This window comes from Neoroseomonas rubea (assembly GCF_016106015.1).
In the GTDB taxonomy this organism is placed as follows: Bacteria; Pseudomonadota; Alphaproteobacteria; order Acetobacterales; family Acetobacteraceae; genus Neoroseomonas; species Neoroseomonas rubea.
Map to the genome: position 1 here is coordinate 1 of NZ_JACADQ010000421.1, position 3,085 is coordinate 3,085.

Here is a 3,085-nt window from a genome sequence, read left to right on the forward strand (position 1 = left end):
GCTGGTGCCGCCGCCGCGCCGCGCCCGGCCGAGCCCGCCCCTGCCGCGCCGCCGCCCGACCCCCAGCCATCCGTGGGGTCCGTGACCAACCTGCCGCTGCCGCGCTTCGCCGCGCTGCGGTCCGATGAGGTGAACCTGCGCGCCGGCCCGGGCACGCGCTTCCCGATCGAATGGACCTACCAGCGGCGCGAATTGCCGGTGGAGATCACGCGCGAATTCGAGCTCTGGCGCCGCATTCGCGACCCGGAGGGCACCGAGGGCTGGGTGCACCAGTCGACGCTGATGGGCCGCCGCAGCGCCATCGTGCGGGGCGCCCCCGGCAGCGAGACAGCGCTGCGCCGGCGGGCGGAGGCCGAGAGTCCCGCGGTCGCGCGGCTGCGCCCCGGCGTGGTGGTACGCCTGCGCGCCTGCGAGCCGCGCAGCCCCTGGTGCGAGGCGCAGGTCGGCGAGCATCGCGGCTTCATCCTGCGCAGCGAAGTCTGGGGCGTCTCCGCCGAGGAGGAGATCAAGTAGCGGTGCTTGCCGCGCTGCCGCTGCCCGGCCTAGCCTTCACCCATGCCGGACGACCATACCCCCGCGATCCACGACCTTGGCGGCCTCCCCCGCTTCCACTGCACGCCCGTCGAGCATGACGAGGTGCCGCCCGACGCCTTCGGCAAGAAGGTGGATGCGCTGCGCCAGGTGCTGGCGCAGAAGAAGCTGATGACCGTGGACGAGCTGCGCCGCGGCATCGAGAGCATCCCGGAGGGCGAGTACTTCGCGCTCGGCTATTACGAGCGCTGGCTGCGGTCGATCGCAACGCTGATGGTCGAGAAGGGGCATGTGGCGAAGGAGGTGCTGGAATGAACGCATCCCCCCGCTTCGCCGCCGGCGCCACGGTGCGCGTGAAGGATGACTGGCCCGAGCGCCGCGGCCCCTGCCACATCCGCACGCCGCACTACATTCGCGGCCGCACGGGGAAGGTGGTGCGCCCGCTCGGCGCCTTCCCGAACCCCGAGGACCTCGCCTTCGCGCGGCCGGCGCCCGAGCGCCACCTGTACCACGTGCTGTTCGAGCAGCCGCCGATCTGGAACGAGGGCAGGCCGGGCGACACGGTGATGGTCGAGGTTTTCGAACACTGGCTCGAGGAGGCCTGACCGATGGCCGCACCCCCGCGCGCGGAAAGCCTCGCGCTGCTCGAACGCCTCGTTGCCGCGCTCGAGGCGAAGGGCATCGTCACCGAGGCCGAGATCGCCGACCGGCAGGCGAATACCGACAAGGCGAGCCCCGAGACAGGGGCGCGCATGGTGGCGAAGGCCTGGACCGACCCGGCCTATCGCGCGCTGCTGCTGTCCGATGGCAAGGCCGCGGCCGAGATGATGGGCGTGTCCATGGCCGGCGCGCCGCCGCTCGGCGTGCTGGAGGACACGGCGACACGGCATCACCTCGTCGTCTGCACGCTGTGTTCCTGCTATCCGCGCGCGCTGCTGGGCTACCCGCCCAACTGGTACAAGTCCTTCGCCTATCGGTCGCGCGCGGTGCGCGAGCCCCGCGCGGTGTTGGCCGAATGGGGCACGATGCTGCCCGACAGCGTCGAGATCCGCGTGGTGGACAGCACGGCCGATTTCCGCTGGATGGTGCTGCCGATGCGCCCCGCCGGCACGGAAGGCTGGGACGAGGCGAGGCTGGCGTCGATCGTCACGCGCGACGCGCTGGTCGGCGTGGCGCTGCCGAAGGCCTGACGACGCGGATCGAGCCGCAATCCCGCACCGGGAGCGCAGGGCAGGGCGGCCGAATGACCGCCACCCGTCGTCCGGGCGAGACCTGGGAGGGTCTCGAAGACTGCGGACCAATGGCTGGGAAACGCGGCGCAAGGACTGGGCCTTTGTGCGCAGGGTATCGCGCGCCGGCCAGGGGGGCGACGCCCGCGCGCCACACCACAGGCTGCGTACCAACCGCCCCAAGGTTCATCCCTGGCGTGCTTGCCGTCAGTCCACCCGCGCGCCGGAGGCGCGGATCACGGGCGCCAGCCGTCGCTCCTCCGCCGTCCGGAAATCGGCGATCTGCTCGGGCGTCGTCCACCACGCAGTCGCGCCCTGCTCCAGGTATTGCCGCTTGAGATCGTCGGATTCCAGCGCCCGGCGTGCGAGCTCGGACATGCGGGAGACGATGTCCCGCGGGATGCCCGCCGGACCGCAGAGGCAGGTCCAGGAGGACATGTCGAAGCCCGCGAGCGTCTCCGAGATTGCCGGGACATCCGGCACGACCGGGCTGCGCGCGGCCGAGGTGACGCCGAGCGCACGCACCCGCCCCTGCCGCGCCTGGGCCAGCGCGCCGGGGATGTTGTCGAAGATCATGTGCACGCGCCCGGCGATGATGTCCGGATACGCCGCCGCGCTGCCGCGATAGGGCACGTGCGCCATATCCACGCCGGCGAGGGTCTTGAACAGCTCGCCGGAGATGTGGAGCGTCGTGCCCGACCCGGCCGAGGCATAGGAATAGCGCCCGGGATGGGCCTTCAGATGCGCGATCAGCTCGGGCACCGAGCGGGCCGGGATGTCGTTGTTCACCACCAGCAGGTTCGGCAGCTGCCACATGCCCGACACGAAGGTGAAGTCCCGGTGCGGGTCGAAGGGGATGCGCGCGTAGAGCGTCGGCGCCATGGCATGGGTGGCGATACCGCCGAGGCCGAGGGTGTATCCGTCCGGCGCCGCCTGCGCGATCGCCTGGTTGCCGACGATGCCGCCCGAGCCGGTGCGGTTCTCGACCACGAATTGCTGGCCTGACAGGTCCGCCATCTTCTGGCAGAGCTGGCGGGAGAGCGTGTCGGTCGGCCCGCCGGCGGCATAGGGGTTGATGTAGCGGACCGGGCGGGCGGGCCAGGCCTCCTGCCCGGCGGCGAGGCGCGGCGCGGCGAGCGTTGTGGCGGCGATCAGGACGGCGCGGCGGCCGGGGGCGAAGGGGCTCATGCGGCGGTCTCTCTCCCTGCGCGGCCCTCTGGCGGGGCCGGTCGGCCGCGAGCCTAGGACGCGGCCGACCCGCCGCGCGAGACTTTCCGCCGCGTTGCCGCCCCCGCCCCCGCGTGCTAACCGCCCCCGCGACGCCC

5 protein-coding genes are annotated in these 3,085 nt (G+C 72.5%); 4 read left to right on the forward strand and 1 reads right to left on the reverse strand.

Annotation, left to right across the window (positions count from 1 at the left end):
* From HW577_RS22985 to HW577_RS23000, 4 genes are all read left to right on the forward strand, one after another.
* Positions 1-513 (forward strand): SH3 domain-containing protein (locus HW577_RS22985; RefSeq protein WP_232475181.1); only part of this gene is annotated, 513 nt, incomplete at its 5' end.
* A gap of 42 nt (positions 514-555) precedes the next feature.
* A complete protein-coding gene (locus tag HW577_RS27090) occupies positions 556-846 on the forward strand; it encodes an SH3-like domain-containing protein (protein WP_198378441.1) in 291 nt (96 codons plus the stop codon).
* Positions 843-1,136, forward strand: coding sequence for an SH3-like domain-containing protein (locus HW577_RS27095; protein ID WP_198378442.1), 294 nt, complete (start codon positions 843-845; stop codon positions 1,134-1,136). Before HW577_RS27090 ends, HW577_RS27095 begins: the two co-directional genes overlap by 4 nt.
* A 3-nt stretch (positions 1,137-1,139) precedes the next feature.
* Positions 1,140-1,721: a nitrile hydratase subunit alpha gene (locus HW577_RS23000; protein WP_198378443.1), complete on the forward strand. Its 582-nt coding sequence runs from the start codon at positions 1,140-1,142 to the stop codon at positions 1,719-1,721.
* A gap of 246 nt (positions 1,722-1,967) precedes the next feature.
* On the opposite strand, the gene HW577_RS23005 is transcribed toward HW577_RS23000, so the two are convergent.
* Positions 1,968-2,948 (reverse strand): Bug family tripartite tricarboxylate transporter substrate binding protein, encoded by a 981-nt coding sequence (locus HW577_RS23005; RefSeq protein ID WP_198378444.1) that lies wholly within the window; start codon positions 2,946-2,948, stop codon positions 1,968-1,970.
* Between the last annotated feature and the right edge of the window lie 137 nt (positions 2,949-3,085).

Bases quoted from the DNA above. Each gene is read 5' to 3' on its own strand.
- HW577_RS27090 (WP_198378441.1), top strand. From the start codon at position 556: ATGCCGGACGACCATACCCCCGCGATCCACGACCTTGGCGGCCTCCCC.
- HW577_RS27095 (WP_198378442.1), top strand. From the start codon at position 843: ATGAACGCATCCCCCCGCTTCGCCGCCGGCGCCACGGTGCGCGTGAAG.
- HW577_RS23000 (WP_198378443.1), top strand. From the start codon at position 1,140: ATGGCCGCACCCCCGCGCGCGGAAAGCCTCGCGCTGCTCGAACGCCTC.
- HW577_RS23005 (WP_198378444.1), bottom strand. From the start codon at position 2,948: ATGAGCCCCTTCGCCCCCGGCCGCCGCGCCGTCCTGATCGCCGCCACA.